Consider the following 20,906-nt stretch of genomic DNA (forward strand, 5'->3'; position numbering starts at 1 on the left):
ATAAATGAAATATAAAGCATGTGATGATAGAGATGTGGCGGAATTACCCGTTAAGCCTTTTTATGATGATCTTCAAGTAGATTCGTTAAATATTCACTTTAATCATGCCGAAATTGAAGAAAGAAAAAGTAATAAGCTTATAGCTATAAAGCAAGTTTTTAATTCACATGCTATTAAAGCCAGTAGGATGATTAATCCTGGATGCGGAAGCGGCTATGCTTCCAATTTAGCGACATGCTTAAATTTAGACTATTTAGGGATGGATTTTAGCAGTCAATAAATTATGTTAGCTAATGCATTAGTTAATGAGAAAGAAAAAATAAAATTTATTACCGACGATTTTTCAAATATTAATCATTATCTGCAATGATGGAGATTTTATATTAATCCAATTTCTATTACAATTTTTTTTAGATAAAGAATTAGAGGTAATTTTAAAAAAATCAGTGAAAGTTATAAAGGTTATCCTTTTTATACAGGAAGGGGTCTCTGTTCTAGACAATAAAATCATTCTACAAAATTTTGATATGCAGCTAGCTCATCCTTATAATACTCAATACAGAACGATACAAAATTTCTTTGAAATTTTTTCAAAATATTTTATTGTTCTTGAGTATGATTTCATATTACAAAATATGAAAAAGGACAGTAAGTATATGTACTTTGTTTTAAAAAACCTTTAAATATACAATAAATCTGGTTTGAGAGCCTCTTAATGATAGAAAAATCAGTATTACGCCAAGCCCAATTACTTTTATTGGAAGCTTTAAAAGAAATAGATCGAATTTGTGTTAAGCATAATATCGATTATTGGTTAGATGGTGGCACCCTTCTGGGTGCTAAAAGAGATGGTAAATTCATACCGTGGGATGATGATGTCGACATTGGTATGACTCGTAAAGATTATAATAAGTTTCTGAAAGTGAGCGAGTTAGAAATTGATAAAGAAAAATATTTTTTACAAACTGCATACTCAGATGTGTTTTATTCAAGTATTAATATTCCCTGTAAATTAAGGATTTTAAAAACAGAAATAATTGAAAAAATTGAAATTGAGCGTTGTTTCTATGATGAACGATCGCAACATGGTTTATATATAGATATATTTCCATACGATAAGTATTCTGTATCAAATTTCAAAATAAAATATATAGAAAGAATATTATCGTGGTTATTTGTTATAAAGTTATTGTCTAAACGTTCGAACAAAAATTTTTTTCGTTCAATTGTGATAAAATTTATTAGTATATTTATATCAAGAAGTTTATTATTAAAATTGGTTAATATCCAATCTGACTTCATGTCAAAAAAGACGACAAATTACGTGTATGGTGCAGGTATAGAGACACCTTTTAACCCTATTAAGTTAAAAGAAGATCAAATATTCCCTCTTAGTAAAATCATGTTTGAAAACGAAATGTTCAATTGCCCGAGAGACGTAGATGGATATTTGGAAAGTCAATATGGCCCTGATTATTTTCTTATCCCACCTGAAGAAAAAAGAACGTCACACCATCATAGTATTAAATTAAGTGATGACTCATAAGTGTTAATTTGATAAGTTACTGTCATTTTTGAGAAATGATAAAAGTGGCTTGTCGATATTGTTGTTAGACAGAGCCCGCTCGTAAGCTTGATACAGGTAAAACGGGCGATTCCTCCGCTACTTCTGCAGTCATGTAAAAAAGTTTTTCAGTGTAATTATCACTATAACGTGCATAAATTCGACACAAAAAAAAGTCGTTGTAGGGCAATGAACAGTTGGTACGGGATACCAGTGGCCTGTTCTGGGTATCAGCATGAATACAGTTATACACACATTAAAAAACTCGCACGGGGTATCCCTGGTCCCCGAGTCATTCATTGCCATCTCGACAATTTTTTCCTTAGTGTTGGTTTTATAAACTTGATAGAGATAATTGAGCTGGAACTTTTTGTGAGAGTCAAGGCAGTGGTAAAGTGGATTGCCTGCATAACTCTTTCCATGTTTACGAGCCGATTTCGTTTGTAAGCACAAAATCGACAAGCTACCTCTATCAACGCCATCACTACCTTCTCTTAAAATTAGGAAGATCTACCGCAAATACAGGTCGGAATCATGACAAAAATATTTATACAACAGCTTATAAAAGGTATCAAGGTATGAATAATACCAATAAAATATTAAGACAAGCACAGCTAAAAATGATTGATGCTTTAAAAGAAATAAATAGAATTTGTATTGCGAATAATATTAATTATTGGTTAGATAGTGGCACCTTACTGGGTGCTCAAAGAGATGGCAGGTTTATATCTTGGGATGATGATATTGATATTGGTATGACAAGAAAGGATTACAATCGCTTTATTCAAATTTGTGATAAGCAACTTAATAAAGAAAAATATTTCTTGCAAACTGCAGAGTCGGATCCTTATTATATAAATATTAATGTTCCGTGCAAACTTAGAATATTAAACACAAAAATAATTGAAAAATTTGAAGTTAAGTATCAATGCTATGATGCACGTTCATCACATGGATTATTTATAGACATATTTCCTTTTGATAAGTACTCTAAACATTATTTCATCAGAAAATATATAGAAAGAATATTGTCGATATTCTTTTCTATAAAAGTGATATCATATTTTTCTACTTTTACTGAGGTTAAAGGTATTAAAAAATTATTTCCTTTGATAAAACCTCTTGGAAAACTTATATCGAAAGATTTTCTTATATCGACTACAAAAAAAATAAGCCGCAACATGAGCTTAAGAACAAAAGATTATGTTTATGGTCCGGGTATAGAGATGGGCCTTGGTAAAATTATATTTAGTGATAATGAGATATTTCCTCTTAGAGAGATTAAGTTCGAAGATACGATATTTAAATGCCCAAATAATGTCCATAGCTATCTGACTAAATACTATGGTGATGATTATATGGAATTACCTCCTGAAAATAAGCGTGTATGGCATTTTGAAAGCATTGAATTATAACAGTTAACCGTAGGATAAAGAATTTAAACAGAAATTCTAGTGTGATTGCCCCTAGTATTACTATATTATCGCTATAACGAGTATAAACCAGGAATACAGAAATAAAAGAAAAGATCGTTGAAATGGCAATGAACGGTCCCAGGGTACGAAATAACCCTTGTGAGGCATGACCCTATTTTTATATTCGTTTCTTGCCTTATCTCTTTTTCTGGAAATGAATTGTTTATATGGAAAAAAAATACTTATTTATAAGCTGTGTGATATTTTATTATCTTTCTGTTCTAGCATCATCTACTTATCTTAATGTAGATAAAGAAATTTATTTCTTCATACGAATTTTTATTTTTATAAATTTTATCATAATTGTTTTTTTGTCTGGGTGTAATGTTTTAATTTCTAGTTTTATAATGCTGCCTTTTTTAATATTTTTTTCAATGATAAGCAAAAATACATATTTCATCCATTTTTACGTACTATTTATTTTCTGTCTGATTTTTATATTTCATCATGAAAAATTGACATTAAAAAATTGTTTTATTCCTATATGGCTAGGTAGCTTGCTTGGATTATTTACTTTACTAGGTTTATATTTTACAGGATTTAGCGATAATGTCGTTTATGCTTTTGCAGGTGTTAAAAAAAATTCTCTTGGATTCTCTAATCCAAACACTATAGGGTTGATAGCCGCTGGAATAGTTATCATTGGTTACTATATAAATAGAAAAATAGCATTTTTATCATTACTATTATTTTTTTGTATTTATTTACAAGTTTTTTCACGTACTTCACTAATACTAATTAGTATATTTTATTTCTACCAATTCGTATTTAAAAAACTGTCCGATAAATTTATAAGAATAGGGATTATGTTAATTATTTTTTTATCATTTTTATTAATATCTATATTAGTCACAGATAATGGTTTTTATTTTTCATTGTTACTTGATTCTCCAGTTTTTATAAAGTTAGATGAAGTATTGAGTTCTAGATTAAGTTTCGCATGCGAGTATATTTTAGGGAAGAATTTACTTTTTCCATCAATTAGTCAAACGAACCAAGACTTCTCGTGGGCTAATTTAGTTACCATGTTAGGTGGTTTATTTTTATACCTTATACTAGCATTGCAGTTTGCTTTAATGTTTAGAGTGGAAAGAAAGTTTTTAAGTTTTTATTTTCTCTGCTTATTATTAACATTCTCATCACTTTTTGCTGAAAATATCGTTTATTCTTATTTTCCTCTAGGGCTTTTTTCAGCTTTTCCTTACGCTTTAATGTTCTATTACTTTAGTAAAGATTTATCAAAATTTATAATAAATAAAGCAGTTCAGTAGAACTGGTCTAATAATATTATAACCTAATCTATAGAGATTAATCATAGTTGATTATACTTTTGATCATTCGTCTGTAGCATTTTTTTAGTTTAACCTTTCACTATTAAGTAAATATCATGATTTTTATATCAATTTTAAGAAGCTTCGTAATAAATGAAGATAAAATATAGCATCATAATGCCTTGTCATAATACTTCAGATTTTATTGATAAGACACTGAAAAAAATATCATTTCTCTTATTATCTAGGAATGATGTTGAAATAATTTTTGTAGATGACGGTTCTACTGATGATACATATAAAAAATTGTCATCTTTTTCATTTGAAAAAATGTTAATAGTTCGTAAAAAAAATGGGGGAGTTTCATCAGCACGTAATCAGGGAATTTTACATGCTACTGGTGACTATATTTTATTTTTAGATGCAGATGATTTTTATTCTTATAACATTTTTGAGAAACTAGATGCTGTCACTTCAACCATAGATTTAATTTTTTTTGGATACAATACAGTCAATCTAAATGATAACATAATAAGGAATTATGCATTGAGTGATTCTGATAATATTAATACTTTATTTAGTAAAAATGATTCAGAATTACTTCTATCAAATTTTTTTCTTAAAAAAATTTATTTTCATATTTGTGCAGTAGCTATTAGAAGAAAATTTATTCAAGCTAATAATATTTTTTTTGATGAATTAGTTTATTATGGTGAGGATATTGACTTTATAATTCGTGCAATATCACTCACTAATAATATATTTTATATTAAGGATATCTTATTCCATTATGTAAACCGACCTAATTCAACAGTAAAGGAACCGGTGAGCATGTCACAGTTAACAAGAATTGATTCATCCGAAAAATTGTATTTGTATTTTTCTACTAATAATTATTCAATGGATTTAGTTAAAAAATTTAACTTTTATCATCTCACTCTACATATTCATTTAATATTAGGAATTTTCAGAAAAGGATTGAAAACAGATGGTACAGATGATGTTTACGATCAAATTAGTAAAATAACTCTTCTTTTAAAAAGGAAGATAAAATTTCCATATACTATTTTAGGTTTGAAATGTTATATTTTTTATAAAATCTTATGCCTGATCCCTGCTAATAGGTATAAAAATTTTATCTTGTTTTCTCAGCGCTATTTGAAATAATTGAAAATGAGAATTTTACGAGAGGCTCAAATGCTTCTGTTTGAAGAATTGAAAGAGCTAGAAAGAATTTGTATCAAACATAATATACTTTATTAGTAGTGTAAGGTACTCTGGTTTGACTCTATCTTACCGTGATAATTTGACATTTCGGTACTACTCTCATCAGCTTCCTTTCAAATTTTATCTTTTAGCACTTTTTATTGAAATACGAAACTGGTGTAAAATAGATCGACCCAATGTCTCATATAAAAAGTGAGTTTAATGAATAATACAAAAGACATCACTGTGTCCGTGGTAGCCGGAGCATCGGGCTTTATTGGTTCTCATTTATGTAACCAGCTGCTGAATGAAAGAAAAATTGTCGTTGCTATTGACAATTTTTCCAGAGGCCAAAAGAGCTATCTGGAAAGCTATTTTAATGACAGTCATTTTAAGCTGTTATGCGGTGACTTATCTAAGCGTGATGACACCATGTGCGCCTTTGAAGAAGCGGCGAAACAGGGAACTATCTCGGAAGTCTGGCACCTGGCTGCAAATTCCGATATTCCCGCCGGAGTAGCTGATGCAGACGTCGATCTTAAAGATACCTTCCTCACAACCGTTGAGATATTAAGAGCGACAAAATTATATCATGTGAAGGAGATCTACTTTGCCTCCAGCTCGGCCATATACGGTGATCTTGGCAATGTAGAATTGCATGAAAACATTGGGCCTCTGCTGCCTATTTCTAACTATGGCGCAATGAAACTGGCGTCAGAGGCATTGATCAGTGCATCTTGTGAAAGTGATCTTAACAAAGCATGCATTTTCAGATTTCCCAATGTTGTTGGGGCTCCCGCTACCCATGGAGTCATCTATGATTTTATTAATAAATTAATCGCGAGTCCTGAATGTTTAGAGGTACTTGGCAACGGAACCCAGCAGAAAGCTTACCTACATGTTTCAGATCTTATCTCTGCCATGCTCGTAGTCAGAGCAAAACAGGATGCACCAAAACGAGACGTGATTAATATTGGGCCAATTGATAAAGGTGTTACCGTGCAATGGATCGCTGAACAGGTGATTGCCCGTATTAATCCTCTGGCTCAAATTAAATATGGTAAAGGCAATAAAGGCTGGATTGGAGACGTGCCCAAATTTCATTATTCAACCGAAAAGCTGCAAAGCTATGGTTGGAAGCCGCAGTTGGGATCTTCTGAGGCGGTTCGACGTGCCATTGATGAAATAGCTAGCCAGCTAGGTCAATAAACATGAGTCAGTAACAAGAGTAAATTCTATGAAACCTAGGGTTTCAATCATTATTCCAACCTTCAACGAGCTGCTTGCTACGTTAGAGCGCAGTTTAAAGAGTATTTTTGAACAAAGCTTTATAGATTTTGAATGCATTGTTATCGATGAGAGCACTGATTCGGATCGCGCTGATTTTTGCAAACAACTCTGTTCACAGGATAGTCGCTTTATCTACGTTAATCCTCAAAAAAGGATTGGATTAGCAGCTAGTCTGAATCTAGCCCTTCAAATGGCTCGCGCCGATTGGGTTGCCAGGTTTGATTCCGATGATATTTGCATGCCAGATAGAATTGCTCAACAGGTTGAATTTTTATCTAAAAATAAAGACGTTGATGTATTAGGCGGTGCTATTGAAATCGTTGATGACTCGCTAAACAGAGTGGGGTTTAAATTCTATCCTGAGGCTCACAATGAAATAATCAGGAAAAGCCATTTTATAAATCCACTCGCACACCCAACAGTTATGTTCAGGAGAAACACAGTATTGGATTCCGGCGGGTACGATCCTCGCTTTAAGTATGGCGAAGATTTAGAATTATGGCTTCGACTCATCAATAAGAATGCTAAATTTGCCAATCTTGACAAGATACTCATCCAATATAGGCAGTCAACACTCAGTCGACCCGATATCAATTGGCGCTTTAATTTCAAGGCAAGGATTAAGAATTTTAGACCACATGACCTCATTCGCCGTGTTTCAGGAATAGCCATTATTGGCTGCTGGGCTTTTCTGCCAAGAAAAATACAAGAATCCATTTACAAGGTGCTTATACTGCGTCGTAAATAATTTTTTGAGGAATTTCATGAGAAATCAGGTCGCAATATTGGCGGGAGGGTTGGGCACCAGACTAAAGTCGACGATTGGCAATTTGCCTAAGCCTATGGCTCCAATATTGGGCAAGCCCATACTTGAGCATCAAATTGAGTTGTGTAAAAAGCACGGTTTCGACCGAATTGCGTTACTTGTTCACTATCAATCAGAAGCGATACGATCTTACTTTCGTGATGGAGCTGCGTGGGATGTTGAACTCACTTATGTTGAGGAGGTCAGTGCACGTGGCACCGCTGGTGCACTGCGAGATGCCCTTGCTGTATTAGAAGATAAATTTTTAGTCCTCTATGCTGATATCTATGCTGATATCGATTTAAGGCGTTTATGGCAGATGGCTACCCGCTCCGATGCTGCAGGAACTCTCTTAATACACCCCAATGATCATCCGCAGGATTCTGATTTGGTTCAACTCGATGGAGCGGGTTACGTAATCGCTATAAGGACCTACCCTCACCCTGAAGGCGTCTATTATCCGAATATTGTCAACGCCGCGCTTTACGTACTGCAAAAAAAACACCTGATGAACCTGATTCCAGATCAAGGTAAATACGATTTGGTCAAAGATACCTTTAAATCGATGCTTGCATCAGGGCATAAGTTTAAAGCCTATATCACACCTGAATACATCAAAGATATGGGTACACCATCTCGGTTGAACAAAGTAGAGAGAGACCTGATTTTAGGTTTACCAGAGCGCTTATCTGTTCGTCAACAACGTGTTGCGGTTTTTCTTGATAGGGATGGTACATTAAATAAAGAGGTAAATTATTTGTCTTGTGCAGGCCAGCTTGAGCTGTTGCCTGGTGCTGGCGAAGCGATCCATCAACTCAACCGTGCCGGACGTTTAGCGATTTGCGTGACTAATCAACCCGTCCTTGCCAGAGGCAATGCAACTTGGGAAGACATGCGTCAGATTCATGCTCGTCTTGACCACTTACTTGGACAAGAGCACGCATATTTGGATCGTCTGTACCTGTGTCCACACCATCCAGCCTCAGGTTTTCCTGGCGAGACCCCAGCACTTAAAAAGGTATGTGACTGCCGAAAACCTCAGTCTGGCCTCATTGACAGGGCAGTTCGAGAATTGGACATTGATCGTCGGCGCTCATGGATGATAGGTGATACCACAAGCGATATATTGGCGGGTCAGCGTGCTGGCGTATGTACAATATTACTGCGCACTGGCTATGCCGGCCTCGATAATAAGTATCAAGCTATTCCTGACTATATCTGTGATGATATCTTGTCCGCTGTAGACTGGATTTTGTCCGGGCATGCTCGCCTGGTTGGAAAACTCATGCCCGTTGCTATCGAGATGCAAGATACTCGTATGATCCTTATTGGTGGAGCCTCGCGTTCCGGTAAAACCATGGCTGCTCAAGTGCTCAAAGAGTTAGTTGAAGCCATGGGACGAGTTGTCCATATTCTTCCATTAGACGCATGGCTTAAAGCGAAAGAGCAGCGCATAGAAGGCTGTGGCGTCATGTCACGTTACGACATGGATCAACTGGTTCCTCTTTTAGAGTCATTACGGAATAGTAAAGAACGGATCACTTTACATGTCTCTCAGTGGAATCGAAGAAAAAGCGAGCTGATTTCTACGCGTCGACTTTCAATTGGGCCGAATGATTTTCTAATATGTGAAGGCGTACCCGCGTTGCTGCATCCTACGCTAAGGGAAATGACTCCACATAGGCTACACCTAGATGTTCCACAACAAGTTCGACACCAGCGGATGTGCTTCGAATATGCATGGCGTGGTTTTGATGCTTGCGAGGTTGCTAAGTGCATAGGATCTCGAGAGCAAGACGAAGTTGCCGATGTTCTTGCAGCTGCACAGTACGCCAGCTATAAAATAACCCTATCGGGGCGATAAATATGATAGTCAGTAAAACCCCCTTGCGGATGAGTTTTGTCGGTGGCGGGAGTGATTTACCCGTATTCTATAGAGAAGAATTGGGGGCAGTCCTCTCAACTTCGATCGATAAATATATGTATATTTGTGTCAACCGAAAGTTTGACGGAGGTATCAGGGTCAATTATTCGAAAACAGAGGAAGTGGACTCCCCCTGTCAAATTGAGCATCCACTGGTACGTGAAGCACTTGCCCTCACCGATATATCGGGGGGTTAGAGATTACGTCGATGGCAGATATTCCTTCCAAAGGCTCTGGATTGGGTTCATCCAGTACCTACACAGTAGGTTTATTAAACGCGTTGTACGCCTTCAAAAACTCTTTTGCATCCAAAGAAACCTTGGCAAGACAAGCCTGCGAAATAGAAATCATACGTTGTGGTGAACCGATAGGTAAGCAAGATCAGTATGCTTCAGCCTATGGGGGGCTTAACTTAATACGATTTCATGCCGACGAATCGGTATCTGTCGATCCGGTGATTTGCCGACCTGAACTATTGCGTGCACTAGAGGAATCTACCCTGGTTTTCTATACCGGTAGAACACGTAGCGCATCAGCGATTCTTGCAGAGCAAACAAAAGCGATGACTCAATCTAATTGTAAGCTACTAATGCGGCGCATGGTGGAGTTGGCGTTTGACATGAAGAAAGAACTTGAATCTGATTCTTTGGATAATTTCGGCCAGATGTTAGACGAGAATTGGCGTCTTAAAGCACAGCTTGCCAATGGAGTAACCGATCCACAAATTGATGATTGGTATCAACGAGGCATCACTCATGGTGCCTTAGGTGGCAAGCTACTCGGTGCCGGAAACGGAGGATTCATGATGTTCTTTGCCCCACCAGAAATACACGATCCCATCAAAAAAGCAATGGGCGGTTTACAGTCTGTGAAATTCCGTTTTGACCGAAATGGGACTCAAATCGTTTTTTATCAACCCTCGGAAGGATAGAAATTGTGACTCAGAAAAATTTTAGTGTTGCCAATTATTTAAACTCTCACACTGATCTGGCAAAGGAACTCAATCTGAGTACTGTCGAATCAGGTATTAGTTTAATCAAAGAGAAATTTTCGGCAAACAAAAAAATTATTACCTGCGGGAACGGCGGAAGTGCATCTACCGCATCACATTACATTACCGATTGGAACAAGATGGTGAGTCTTGCAACTGGCAAGAAATTTCGGGGGTTCTCTCTATGTGACAACATTGGACTCATCACCGCTTTTGGCAACGATATTTCCTATGATGATGTATTTTGTGGGCAATTGGCGGCGATAGCAGATGAAGGAGATTTGCTGGTGGCTATTAGTGGTAGTGGAAATTCTCCAAACATTTTACGTGCCGTTGAATACGCCAGCCTAAATAATATTGACACGTTAGCGGTGGTAGGATACGACGGGGGTAAGTTAATGCAGCAAGCGAAATTGAGTGTTTGGGTTCCCTCATTTGACATGCAGCTTTGCGAGGACGTGCATTTGATGTTCGGTCACATGGTAATGAAAGCTTTAACCATGTCGGTGAATAGTTTTAATATTTCTACTACGTTAGAAAGTTAATAATAACGAGCAATATCCTGTTTTTTCTTAATTGATTATAATTGAGTTCATAGAGAGAAGTCATGATTATAAAAACTAAATCAAAGTGTGTTGCAGAATATAGTTTTGTAGAGACAATAAGCAGTTCTCTATACCATTACATGGTACGTAGAAGAAATTAAAAAATAGAGCTAAAAATTACCCATCTCTAGCCATTATTGTGAATAATGATCCTATTTCTGAGGAGGTTTCTGTACATGGGCTTCAAGAAGAGCCTATTTTATCTTCTCTATTTTTTCTGGAAAAATACTAGCTATAGCGAAGCCACTTTTTTAGTTAATGTTATATAAAGCTAGGAAGCGTTCTTTATCTGTTTCACAAATAAAAGTCAGATTATTATACACTCAGGTCGTTGTGTCACTCTATGCCCTATTTGTCATATCTAAGCTGATATACGACGTAAAATTAAAATATTTAGTATAGCTAATCAATGTCAAAAAAGAAAGTCGGTTTAATTGTAGATGATATCGTTGTATCTAAGCGATTATTTGATCTTATACAGTTATCTAAAGAATCCAGTGTATATGAAATAAGTTGCTTGATAGTTCAAAAAACTTCCCAAAGTGGGCTACGTTCACTATTGAAAAAGGTGTTTGATTACATAAATAGGCACGGGTGTAGAAAATTTTTTTCAGCTGTGACATTTAAAGTTATTTTAAAAATTGAGGCGCAGTTCTTGAAAAGAACGTATAGTTTTAAAGATTTTGACACAAAATATGATCTAGGAAAATGTGACATTGAATCTGTGATAGTGAATCCTCAAATATCGAGAAGTGGATTCGTGTATCGATATAATGATGAAGATCTTAATAAAATTAAAGAAAAAAATTTGGATATTCTAATTCGAGTAGGAAGTGGTATCCTCAGAGGTGATGTACTTAACATATGCCCAAGAAGAATTATTTCTTTTCATTATGCAAATAATGATATCAATCGTGGTTGTCCTCCTGGTTTCTGGGAAGTTTTCTATCAGCAACGAAGTACAGGATTTATCATTCAATTACTAACAGATGAGCTTGATGGAGGAGATGTAATTTACAAGGGAAGCATAGCGACAAGTTTTCTGTATTCCCTAAACTTGGCTAGAATGAATACGAAATCACCTATTTTTATGCATAGAGTGTTGGAAGATTTATTTTCTAGCAACCGTGATTTATTGGTATATCCTAAGGTTCCCTATAGTTTTCCATTATATAAAATACCTAATTTATTTCAGCAGTTACACTACATTGTAAAAACAATTAATTATGTGTCTAAAAAAGTTCTTAGAACGTTGACTAGCAGAAGATATCGATGGGGTGTTGCTTATCAATATTGTTTAAATTGGCGTGAGGTAACTCTGTGGAAATCAAAAGTTATTAAAAATCCGCCTAATAGTTTTCTAGCTAATCCTTTCATTATTGAAAGGAACTGTAGCCATTATTGTTTTGTTGAGGATTTTGATTACACAAGAAAAAAGGGAGTGATCTCTGTTTATAAAATTACTAAAGATGGATATACAAATCTTGGAATTGCTCTCAGAGAAGATTTTCGCCTTTCCTATCCTTTTATTATTCAAAGCAATAACGAACTATATATGTGCCCAACAACACATGAAGCTAAAGATATTAGGATTTATCGTTGTATTGATTTCCCATTAGTTTGGGAGATTGAGAAAATACTTATCTCCAATGTATCAGCTGCTAATACAAATATTTTTTACATGGACGAAAAATGGTGGCTAATGACAAATATAGATTCTTCAATATTGGGAGATCATGGATCGGAGTTGCACGTTTTTCACTCCAAAGATTTATTAACTGAACCTTGGATATCTCATCCAGGAAATCCCGTCGTTTTCGATTCTGAGCAGGCTCGGAATGGAGGTCTTCTATTCGAAGATAATAAGATTTTTAGAGTTTTTCAAGTTCAAGGATTTGATTTATATGGTGAGAATTTTGGTGTGGCGCGTATCACCCGTCTTGATGAAAATCACTATACTGAGGATGTCGAGTTTACAGTAAAGCCAGAGTTTTTACGTAAAGCAAAAGCCACTCATACATATAGTTTTAATAAAGGGTTGATGGCGATCGGTTTCGCAAAAATAGAAAACTACAAGAAATAATGGTACAACTGAGTGTGACCATAATTGATAGTATTTTGTGCTTTTCCTTACTTCTCCCGGTTTTAAACTAAATACAATATTATAAACAGGATAAGATGATTAAAAAAATAGCTATCTTAGGTGGTTCAGGGTTTATTGGTTCTCGCTTAAGTCAACGTCTAGTCAAGATGAATATTAATTTTATTATTATTGATAAAATTAAAAGTATTCAATTTCCTGAAAAGTGGCAATTTGCTGATGTCACTCAGTCTTCAACTTTAGATAAGACGCTTGCCGGGGTTGATATCATTATTAATTTAGCCGCTGAACATCAAGATAATGTTGAACCGAAAAGCCTGTATTATGATGTCAATGTTCAAGGTGCTAAAAATGTCTGTGCAGCGGCTGAGCGTTTAAACATTCAGCATATTATTTTTACTTCTTCTGTCGCCGTTTATGGTTTTGTTGAACATGAAACTGCTGAAGACGGTGCTTATCGTCCTTTTAATGATTATGGTAAATCGAAATTAGCGGCTGAGCAAGTTTATGATGAATGGGCTGCGAAAAATTCAAGCAGAACATTAGTTATGGTACGTCCTACCGTTGTTTTTGGCGAAGGTAACCGTGGTAATGTTTATAATCTGTTTAGGCAGATTGCATCCGGTAAATTTTTGATGGTCGGAGGGGGAAATAATAAAAAATCGATGGCGTACGTTGAAAATATAGCTGCATTTTTACAGTATGTCATTACTCTATCCCCTGATCGTTATGTATTCAATTATATCGATAAGCCCGATTTTACCATGAATGAATTAACCGATATTATCTACCAGGCGTTGGATAAACAAAAAAATAATTTCCGAGTGCCTTATAATATTGGATTATTTGCGGGTTATTGCTTCGATTTGTTGGCTAAGGTAACAAAAAGAAAATATCCCATCAGTCGTATTCGAGTTAAAAAATTTTGTGCGCGCACGCAATTTAGATCGGATAGCATCAAACAGCATGATTTTAAAGCGCCGGTATCGTTGGAAGAGGGGATTATTAAAACTATGCGTAGCGAATTTATAAAATAAATAATAAGTTGCCATAAACTATGACACTATCTAACGCACTTGGCTTTACTTGGAATAGGGAAACTATTCCGACCATTATTCCTGCTCACTCCATCGAGCGGGTTTGTTTTCGTTTCCATCGCATGCTAGCCGAATTTGTCTGGGATGCCAGCATGCTGGAAGGCAATCCTTTCACTTTTCCAGAAGTGAAAACACTATTAGGTGGCATTACTGTCGGGGGCAGAAAATTGGCTGATCAAGAACAAGTGCTTAATTTGGCTGAAAGTGCTAAGTTTCTTGTGTCATTGGTGAAAACAGGTCAATTTGAATTAAACAAGACAATTTTTACACAGCTACATAACATTGTTGCACGTAATGAGGCTTTGGAGTGGGGATGCTTTCGCGGTGAAGGGCAAGAAACAAACTATACCCCGCATGTAAGTCTTGGCGAATATGGTCGTTATCTCCCTCTGCCAACGCTTGCCGGTGGTGCAATTTTGCATGATAGATTTATGCAAGGGATATCGGTTCTAAATGAACATGTGACTAATGTTTTTGAAAAAGCAACGATATTCTTTTTGTTTGGTGCCTTGCAGCAATTCTTTTTTGACGGTAACAAGCGCACTTCGCGATTGATGATGAATGGTATATTAATGTCACAGGGGGTGGATGCCATCAGTGTGCCCGCCGTAAAGTTGCACGAATTTAATGAGAAGATGGTGCGCTTCTACCTAAGCAAAGACGCCAATGAGATGATAGCGTTTTTGTTTCATTGCCATCCTGATGCTAAGTAAATTTATACTTTAATAACAAGAATATTCGAGTATAACGGCCGACGATTTCGATTGATTTTCGTTCAGTTTTAGTGATCAAATTAGGTGATTGAACGGCTTTTCACGTTGACAGACTATTTTAACTCTCTAAAATATAGCGTGCACACATAATAAGTGTTAAGTATTTTATGGAGTTTAATTTATGAACATTACTCTTTCTGTAGACCAACAAGTGGCCCAGGGTGCCCGTGAGGCAGCGAGGAAGATGGGAAAAAGTCTTAACCAAGTGGTACGTGATTATCTAGAGCAACTGGCAGGCGGAAACAGTCGCGAGCAGCAATGGATACAGTTTGAAGCACGTTGCTTACAATCACCTGGGCAGCTTGGTGGTTGGCACTTCAATCGTGACGATGCCAATGAGCGTTAATCATAGGACTATCCGTAGTTTTATCGATACTAATATCCTAATTTATGCCGACGCGAGTGATGTGCCAGTGAAGCAAAGGGCGGCACTTGCTCTGCTTAAGCAGCTTTATCAAGACAAGAGTGGTGTCCTCTCCACGCAAGTGCTGCAAGAGTACTGCAATGTCGCTATTAAAAAACTTAAACTTTCACCACAATACATTCGGGCACAACTGGATTTATATCAACAGTTTGAAGTCGTTCAAGTGACGCCAACTATCATTCGTGCAGGGATCGATTTACATCAAACTCGCAGTGTTGCTTTTTACGATGCGCTTGTGCTGGCCAGTGCGCAAATAGCAAGTTGTCGCTTGCTATTGAGTGAAGACATGAATACTGGAGAGCATGTGGATGCTGTTCAGATAATTAATCCATTTATTGACTGATGTTACACGTATTGCTCAAATTTCTTGATCCCAAAAACGATGTTGTCTTTAAGAAGATCTTTGGTACTGAAAAGAATCCAGGATCCCGAGATCGCCTATAAAAGGCAAAGTATTGTTGAAAGTTGGATGGCCTGCCTCATTTATGATTTCGAAAGTGATGTTATGACTAAATTATCTTGTTTTAAAGCCTATGATATTCGTGGGCGACTAGGTGATGAACTCAATGAAGATATCGCCTACCGTATTGGTCGTGCTTATGCTGAATTTGTCAAACCTAAAAAGGTGGTCGTTGGGGGTGATGTCCGCTTGACCAGTGAAAGCCTTAAATTGGCTCTTAGTCGTGGTTTACAGGACGCGGGTGCTGATGTGTTGGATATTGGTCTTGCAGGTACTGAAGAGGTCTATTTTGCTACCTTCCATCTTGCAATGGATGGTGGTATTGCGGTGACCGCCAGCCATAATCCTATCGATTATAATGGCATGAAATTGGTCGGTGCGGGCGCTCGTCCTATTAGTAGTGATACTGGTTTATTAGATATTCAACGCTTGGTGGAGTTGAATGAGTTTTCATCTGTCGATCCAGCGGCTAGGGGCAGCTATCGGCAGATTTCTATCCTTGATGCTTATATTGACCATTTGATGAGCTATCTCACTCCCGCTCACTTTAAACCCTTAAAACTGGTGATTAACAGTGGTAATGGTGCCGCAGGTCATGTGATTGACGCTTTGGAAGATCGATTCGAGCAATTAAAAATGCCTATCACCCTGATTAAAATTCATAATCAACCTGATGGCACCTTCCCTAATGGTATCCCTAATCCTCTATTACCAGAATGTCGACAAGATACTAGCGATGCGGTATTAGCTCATGGTGCGGATATCGGTATCGCTTTTGATGGTGACTTTGATCGTTGCTTTCTGTTTAATCATAAAGGTGAGTTTATCGAGGGATATTATATTGTTGGTTTGCTGTCAGAAGCATTTTTACAGAAAGAACCTGGTGCCAAGATTATTCACGATCCACGTTTGAGTTGGAATACCATAGAGGTGGTTAAAGCCGCAGGGGGTAAACCTGTGATGTCTAAATCCGGTCATGCCTTTATTAAACAGCGTATGCGTGAAGAAGATGCAATCTATGGCGGTGAGATGAGTGCGCATCACTATTTCCGTGATTTTGCTTATTGCGATTCTGGTATGATCCCTTGGTTACTGGTAGCAGAGTTATTGTGTGTTAAAAATAAAACGCTCGAACAAGTAGTCAAAGATCGTATGGCGGCTTACCCTGCATCAGGCGAAATTAATTCTAAATTAGTTAATCCCACCATGGCAATGGAACGTGTTCGTGCAGTTTACCAGCAATATGCACTTTCTGCTGATGAAACTGATGGTATCAGTTTAGAATTTTTCGATTGGCGTTTTAATTTACGTAGCTCGAATACTGAACCTGTTGTACGACTCAATGTAGAATCTCGTGCCAATAAAATACTGTTGGATGAAAAAACAGATGAGATATTAGAGTTGCTGAGGCGAACATATTAACGCCTGGATGATATGGTCAGGGACATATGGAGATGGTAACAAAACAATCCCCATGGATACGATAAATAATAAATTTCCAGTAAATATAATTGGTTAATCAAGATGGATATCCATTAATGAATGAAGAAATTAAGCGTAACCAAAATGTTGATGCAATGTCGAATAATTATGACTTTTCATCTTTATCCTCATCAAAAGATGAAATTGATCTCTTTGAGCTTTTCTCGATTATTGTCAAATCTAAAAAGACTATTTTATGGATGACTTTGTTGTTCGCTATTGTTGCGGCTGGGGTGTGCTATTTATTGCCGCAAAAATGGACCAGTACAGCAGTCATTACCTCTGCCACGGATCAGCAACTGCAAGTATTAGATAAATTATCCAGTGAACTTACGGTGTTAGGCATCAATATAGGTATTGATTCAAGTTATTTACTGGGAACTTTTGAACAGAGTTTCGACTCTGCCGATCTACGTGAAAAATATTTAATCAACTCCGATTATTTCAGATTAAAAATGAAAGAGAATCCAATAGATAAGATCCAACAGCGTATATTGATTGAAAACATAGTGAATAATAATATTCTTTCCAACTCGTCTTTAGACAAGAAAGACAAGGAAAATAAGCATTACAATTTTTATACCTTATCTTACAGTGCTGAAACACCACAGGATGCCTATAATTTATTACAAGGGTATATTGATTATGTTAACGCCATTGTTAATAAAAATGTAAAAATAAAAATTCAACGGGCAGTAGACATAGCGAAATTGAATACGGATGAGCAATATAGGTTTGATCTGTTAAAAGCTAAAAATAATTTGAGTGTTAACATCGAAAAATTGAAAATTGCAATTGCTATTGCAAATGTGGCTGCAGTGAAGACACCGGTAAATGGCAGTGGTACATTCAATGATGACGATACTTTTCCTATTACTATCGGTTCTTATGCTCTCAACAAAAAATTGGAATCGCTACAAACTATTGGCGATATTACCACTATCAATGCCGATCTTTTGAATCGTAAATTACACTTGAATCAGCTAAATATGTTGGCCATTCCTAAACTGACTGTGATGCCTTTCCAATATTTACAACAAGCCTCTAGTTCGATAAAGAAGAATTCACCGAAAAGTACTTTTATCGTTCTTCTCAGTGTATTTATGGGGTTGTTCTGTTCGGTAGGCTACGTTCTGATTCGGCATTTTGTTAAAGAACGTAAAAATCAGTTGGCTGGATGATGTGTCTCTTCTCTGTTATGCGACCTGGGTGGTCGCATAAATTCGTTTAGATCATATACCCAATGAATTTCGAGTACGGCCAGGCGGCAATCAATCGAATCCCAGGAGTGTACAAGTAGTACATGACTGGGATGAGTGCAAGCAGCCAACGCCGCCGTAACTTGAAAGGTGAAGGGTATATTGCTTATTTTAGCTTGGTGACATTGGTTAATAAATCGCGGATTTCGGTTAACAATTTTTCTTCGTTACTGGGTGCGGTTGATTCTATAGTTTGCATTCGGCGCAAATGATTCATCAACTTGACTGTTGCAAATATCGCTAAGGCAATCAGTAAAAAATCAAAAACACTTTGAATAAATAAACCATAATTCATGACTACAGCAGGAGTGGTATTCCCCGCTGCGCGTAATATAAAATAAAGTTGTTTAAAATCGATACCTCCTATCAACAGTCCTAACACGGGCATAATAATATCACCAACTAATGAAGAAATTATTTTTCCAAATGCGGAACCAATGATAACACCCACCGCCAAATCAACAACATTGCCACGTAGAGCAAATTCACGAAATTCCTTTATCAAGCTCATCACATAACTCCTTGCTAGTAAAATTTGATTCATTCACACTAAATTATAGGAAATTTTTAGTTACAGAAACCAATTAATATTAGACTTCTTGCAAAACCGTCGTTCGTTATGCGAAGTCAAGGCGCCTGGAGCGCAGAACTGCATGGTACCGAGTACACGAGGATTGCGATTACCACGTAACGCAGAATTCGCAGCACGTACAGTAGTAGATTTTGCAAGAAGTCTATTTGTTATCTACAAGGATATCAGCTAAAGCGTATTTGAATGGAAGCCAGTTCTTTACAGAAAGAAAGGACTGGGTTGAAATAATTTCTCAACATCCGCAATAAATTCTTTATGAGTAATAAACATCACCACGTGATCACCTTGCTGAATCACAGAATCATTATTGGCAATAATGACTTTATCACCACGGACGATAGCACCAATGGTTGTACCTGGCGGTAATTTGATTTTGCCTACTTCCCGTCCGATAACTCTGGAAGTGCTTTCATCACCGTGAGCAATGGCTTCGATAGCTTCAGCAACGCCCCGGCGCAGTGATGCGACACCAATAATATCCGCTTTACGTACATAACCTAATAATGCCGAAATCGTTGCCTGTTGTGGTGAAATGACAATATCCACTACACCACCTTGAACTAAAGCGACATAAGCACTACGTTGGATCAACACCATCGCTTTCTTAGCTCCCATGTTCTTTGCAAGCATGGCAGACATAATATTGATTTCATCGTTATTCGTTATAGTGATAAAAACATCGACCTGTTCTATATGCCCTTCTGCTAATCTTTCCTGATCTGATGCGTCACTATGGTATACAACAGTTTTATGAAGCATTTCAGCTAATTCCGCTGCTCGCTGCTCGTTGTTTTCAATGAGTTTTACTTTGTAATCATTCTCGAGCCGCAGCGCTAAGCCCGCGCCAACATTGCCACCGCCCGCGATCATAATGCGTTCGTACGACTTTTCCAAAGGTTGTAATTCACTCATGACTGTCTTGATATATTGTGAGTCGACGATAAAAAATATTTCATCACCCGCTTCAATAATGGTGGATTTTTGAGGGTGTATGGGTTGATCTTGGCGAAATATTGCTACGACCAGAGCGTTAACATTCTTCTTGCGCATAACATCACTTAAGGAAGCAAGGTCACTACCCACGGAAGATCCACCGTAATAAGCCTTCACGGCGACAATACTCACTTTTCCTTCGGAGAAATTAACCACCTGTAATGCACCAGGATATTCAATTAATTTATAAATAGAATCAATGACCAGTTGTTCTGGTGAAATTAAATGGTCAATGGGTATTCCCGCTAACTGAAAAAGAGTATCTGTTTCCCGGATATATTCAGGTGAACGAATGCGAGCAATACGGCGCGGTGTCTTAAATAATGAATAAGCAATTTGACAGGCGACCATATTGGTTTCGTCGCAGCTGGTTACCGCAACCAACATGTCTACATTTTCAGCGCCAGCTTCGCGCAATACTCGAGGATAAGAGCCTTTGCCTTGCACAACTCGTAGATCAAATTTTTCTTTTAACTGGTTCAGGCGCTCCGCATTCGTATCGACAACAGTAATATCATTTTTCTCAACAACCAGGTTCTCCGCTAATGTGGCACCTACTTGCCCCGCTCCAAGAATGATTATTTTCATCGTTTT

At 36.9% G+C, this 20,906-nt stretch carries 20 protein-coding genes; 18 read left to right on the forward strand and 2 right to left on the reverse strand.

Features of this window, described 5'->3' with window-relative positions:
* The first annotated feature begins 4 nt into the window (after nt 1-4).
* The 18 genes from CCS41_RS00905 (at nt 5) to wzz(fepE) (ending at nt 18,649) form a co-directional block, all read left to right on the forward strand.
* A complete protein-coding gene (locus CCS41_RS00905; protein WP_072550374.1) occupies nt 5-280 on the forward strand; it encodes a hypothetical protein in 276 nt (91 codons plus the stop codon).
* A 435-nt stretch (nt 281-715) separates the two neighbouring features.
* Nucleotides 716-1,546, forward strand: coding sequence for a LicD family protein (locus tag CCS41_RS00915; RefSeq protein WP_240313786.1), 831 nt, complete (start codon nt 716-718; stop codon nt 1,544-1,546).
* A 596-nt stretch (nt 1,547-2,142) separates the two neighbouring features.
* Nucleotides 2,143-2,979: a LicD family protein gene (locus tag CCS41_RS00920; protein WP_072550372.1), complete on the forward strand. Its 837-nt coding sequence runs from the start codon at nt 2,143-2,145 to the stop codon at nt 2,977-2,979.
* 227 nt (nt 2,980-3,206) lie between these two features.
* Complete coding sequence (locus CCS41_RS00925) at nt 3,207-4,310, forward strand: hypothetical protein (protein ID WP_072550371.1); 1,104 nt, start codon at nt 3,207-3,209, stop codon at nt 4,308-4,310.
* Nucleotides 4,311-4,463: 153 nt separating this feature from the next.
* Nucleotides 4,464-5,477, forward strand: coding sequence for a glycosyltransferase family 2 protein (locus tag CCS41_RS00930; protein WP_083429607.1), 1,014 nt, complete (start codon nt 4,464-4,466; stop codon nt 5,475-5,477).
* A 261-nt stretch (nt 5,478-5,738) separates the two neighbouring features.
* A complete protein-coding gene (locus CCS41_RS00935; RefSeq protein WP_072550369.1) occupies nt 5,739-6,725 on the forward strand; it encodes an NAD-dependent epimerase/dehydratase family protein in 987 nt (328 codons plus the stop codon).
* 28 nt (nt 6,726-6,753) lie between these two features.
* Nucleotides 6,754-7,554 (forward strand): glycosyltransferase, encoded by an 801-nt coding sequence (locus CCS41_RS00940; protein WP_119797026.1) that lies wholly within the window; start codon nt 6,754-6,756, stop codon nt 7,552-7,554.
* Between the two features lie 16 nt (nt 7,555-7,570).
* Nucleotides 7,571-9,475: an HAD-IIIA family hydrolase gene (locus CCS41_RS00945; RefSeq protein ID WP_072550367.1), complete on the forward strand. Its 1,905-nt coding sequence runs from the start codon at nt 7,571-7,573 to the stop codon at nt 9,473-9,475.
* Nucleotides 9,476-9,477: 2 nt separating this feature from the next.
* Nucleotides 9,478-9,732, forward strand: coding sequence for a hypothetical protein (locus CCS41_RS15885; protein WP_205411444.1), 255 nt, complete (start codon nt 9,478-9,480; stop codon nt 9,730-9,732).
* Nucleotides 9,733-9,743: 11 nt separating this feature from the next.
* Nucleotides 9,744-10,466, forward strand: coding sequence for a GHMP family kinase ATP-binding protein (locus tag CCS41_RS00950; protein ID WP_205411445.1), 723 nt, complete (start codon nt 9,744-9,746; stop codon nt 10,464-10,466).
* A 5-nt stretch (nt 10,467-10,471) separates the two neighbouring features.
* A complete protein-coding gene (locus tag CCS41_RS00955) occupies nt 10,472-11,071 on the forward strand; it encodes a D-sedoheptulose-7-phosphate isomerase (protein ID WP_072550365.1) in 600 nt (199 codons plus the stop codon).
* Between the two features lie 469 nt (nt 11,072-11,540).
* Nucleotides 11,541-13,214: a glucosamine inositolphosphorylceramide transferase family protein gene (locus tag CCS41_RS00960; RefSeq protein WP_119797027.1), complete on the forward strand. Its 1,674-nt coding sequence runs from the start codon at nt 11,541-11,543 to the stop codon at nt 13,212-13,214.
* 95 nt (nt 13,215-13,309) lie between these two features.
* Nucleotides 13,310-14,269 (forward strand): NAD-dependent epimerase/dehydratase family protein, encoded by a 960-nt coding sequence (locus CCS41_RS00965; RefSeq protein WP_072550363.1) that lies wholly within the window; start codon nt 13,310-13,312, stop codon nt 14,267-14,269.
* Nucleotides 14,270-14,289: 20 nt separating this feature from the next.
* Nucleotides 14,290-15,042, forward strand: a complete 753-nt coding sequence (locus CCS41_RS00970; protein WP_072550362.1) for a Fic family protein — start codon at nt 14,290-14,292, stop codon at nt 15,040-15,042.
* Between the two features lie 181 nt (nt 15,043-15,223).
* Complete coding sequence (locus CCS41_RS00975) at nt 15,224-15,448, forward strand: DUF6364 family protein (RefSeq protein ID WP_072550361.1); 225 nt, start codon at nt 15,224-15,226, stop codon at nt 15,446-15,448.
* Nucleotides 15,408-15,869 carry a PIN domain-containing protein gene (locus CCS41_RS00980; protein ID WP_240313787.1) on the forward strand — a complete coding sequence of 154 codons (462 nt, stop codon included), beginning with the start codon at nt 15,408-15,410 and terminating at the stop codon, nt 15,867-15,869. Before CCS41_RS00975 ends, CCS41_RS00980 begins: the two co-directional genes overlap by 41 nt.
* A 162-nt stretch (nt 15,870-16,031) precedes the next feature.
* On the forward strand, nt 16,032-17,408 hold the full coding sequence (gene cpsG / locus CCS41_RS00990) for a phosphomannomutase CpsG (RefSeq protein WP_072550395.1): 1,377 nt from the start codon (nt 16,032-16,034) through the stop codon (nt 17,406-17,408).
* 116 nt (nt 17,409-17,524) lie between these two features.
* On the forward strand, nt 17,525-18,649 hold the full coding sequence (wzz(fepE), locus tag CCS41_RS00995) for an LPS O-antigen length regulator Wzz(fepE) (RefSeq protein ID WP_072550359.1): 1,125 nt from the start codon (nt 17,525-17,527) through the stop codon (nt 18,647-18,649).
* A 184-nt stretch (nt 18,650-18,833) separates the two neighbouring features.
* On the opposite strand, the gene mscL is transcribed toward wzz(fepE), so the two are convergent.
* Nucleotides 18,834-19,238, reverse strand: coding sequence for a large-conductance mechanosensitive channel protein MscL (mscL, locus tag CCS41_RS01000; protein ID WP_072550358.1), 405 nt, complete (start codon nt 19,236-19,238; stop codon nt 18,834-18,836).
* A 279-nt stretch (nt 19,239-19,517) separates the two neighbouring features.
* Nucleotides 19,518-20,900, reverse strand: a complete 1,383-nt coding sequence (trkA, locus tag CCS41_RS01005; RefSeq protein WP_072550357.1) for a Trk system potassium transporter TrkA — start codon at nt 20,898-20,900, stop codon at nt 19,518-19,520.
* Between the last annotated feature and the right edge of the window lie 6 nt (nt 20,901-20,906).

It is taken from the genome of Candidatus Fukatsuia symbiotica (assembly GCF_003122425.1).
GTDB lineage: Bacteria > Pseudomonadota > Gammaproteobacteria > Enterobacterales > Enterobacteriaceae > Fukatsuia > Fukatsuia symbiotica.

Excerpts from the sequence above, each read along its gene's own strand:
- CCS41_RS00905 (WP_072550374.1), top strand. The coding sequence starts at position 5 with ATGAAATATAAAGCATGTGATGATAGAGATGTGGCGGAATTACCCGTT.
- CCS41_RS00950 (WP_205411445.1), top strand. The coding sequence starts at position 9,744 with ATGGCAGATATTCCTTCCAAAGGCTCTGGATTGGGTTCATCCAGTACC.
- CCS41_RS00945 (WP_072550367.1), top strand. The coding sequence starts at position 7,571 with ATGAGAAATCAGGTCGCAATATTGGCGGGAGGGTTGGGCACCAGACTA.
- CCS41_RS00970 (WP_072550362.1), top strand. The coding sequence starts at position 14,290 with ATGACACTATCTAACGCACTTGGCTTTACTTGGAATAGGGAAACTATT.
- CCS41_RS00940 (WP_119797026.1), top strand. The coding sequence starts at position 6,754 with ATGAAACCTAGGGTTTCAATCATTATTCCAACCTTCAACGAGCTGCTT.
- CCS41_RS00975 (WP_072550361.1), top strand. The coding sequence starts at position 15,224 with ATGAACATTACTCTTTCTGTAGACCAACAAGTGGCCCAGGGTGCCCGT.
- CCS41_RS00915 (WP_240313786.1), top strand. The coding sequence starts at position 716 with ATGATAGAAAAATCAGTATTACGCCAAGCCCAATTACTTTTATTGGAA.
- CCS41_RS00925 (WP_072550371.1), top strand. The coding sequence starts at position 3,207 with ATGGAAAAAAAATACTTATTTATAAGCTGTGTGATATTTTATTATCTT.
- cpsG (WP_072550395.1), top strand. The coding sequence starts at position 16,032 with ATGACTAAATTATCTTGTTTTAAAGCCTATGATATTCGTGGGCGACTA.
- CCS41_RS00935 (WP_072550369.1), top strand. The coding sequence starts at position 5,739 with ATGAATAATACAAAAGACATCACTGTGTCCGTGGTAGCCGGAGCATCG.
- mscL (WP_072550358.1), bottom strand. The coding sequence starts at position 19,238 with ATGAGCTTGATAAAGGAATTTCGTGAATTTGCTCTACGTGGCAATGTT.
- CCS41_RS00920 (WP_072550372.1), top strand. The coding sequence starts at position 2,143 with ATGAATAATACCAATAAAATATTAAGACAAGCACAGCTAAAAATGATT.
- CCS41_RS00960 (WP_119797027.1), top strand. The coding sequence starts at position 11,541 with ATGTCAAAAAAGAAAGTCGGTTTAATTGTAGATGATATCGTTGTATCT.
- CCS41_RS00965 (WP_072550363.1), top strand. The coding sequence starts at position 13,310 with ATGATTAAAAAAATAGCTATCTTAGGTGGTTCAGGGTTTATTGGTTCT.
- CCS41_RS15885 (WP_205411444.1), top strand. The coding sequence starts at position 9,478 with ATGATAGTCAGTAAAACCCCCTTGCGGATGAGTTTTGTCGGTGGCGGG.
- CCS41_RS00930 (WP_083429607.1), top strand. The coding sequence starts at position 4,464 with ATGAAGATAAAATATAGCATCATAATGCCTTGTCATAATACTTCAGAT.
- trkA (WP_072550357.1), bottom strand. The coding sequence starts at position 20,900 with ATGAAAATAATCATTCTTGGAGCGGGGCAAGTAGGTGCCACATTAGCG.